At 52.6% G+C, this 416-nt stretch carries 1 protein-coding gene; it reads left to right on the forward strand.

Features of this window, described 5'->3' with window-relative positions; genetic code table 11:
• Positions 1–141: 141 nt before the first annotated feature.
• Positions 142–416, forward strand: a 275-nt coding sequence (locus tag AB4Z23_RS28730; protein ID WP_441361344.1) for a Rid family hydrolase, incomplete at its 3' end; no start/stop codon positions are given.

Consider the following 416-nt stretch of genomic DNA (forward strand, 5'->3'; position numbering starts at 1 on the left):
CGGGAAAGAGCCGTGCCGGCGGGCGAAGTCAAGGACTGTCCGACATCGCTGGCGTTTGTACTTTTTCATCCAACGGTGCTTGAAACTTCGCGACGCTCGTATCAGTGCCGCTAGCAACCAGCAAAGATTGCGAGGACCACTATGGATCGAGAGATCATTATACCCGACGAGATGCAGGAGATCGTCAGCCGAGCCGGCTATGCTCCCGCGGTTAAAGTCGGAGACACAATCTACGTCGTCGGCCAAGTTGGGCGGACCAAGGATCTCAATATTATTCGCGATCCTTCAGAGCAATTCAGAGCTATGTGGGACAATTTACGAATTGTCCTCGAAGCCGCTCAATGTACGTTCGATGACATCGTGGAAATGACAAGCTATCACGTCGAAATGTCCAAGCACATGGACGTGTTCCGGAC

Source organism: Agrobacterium sp. MCAB5 (assembly GCF_052114365.1).
Lineage (GTDB): Bacteria > Pseudomonadota > Alphaproteobacteria > Rhizobiales > Rhizobiaceae > Agrobacterium > Agrobacterium tumefaciens.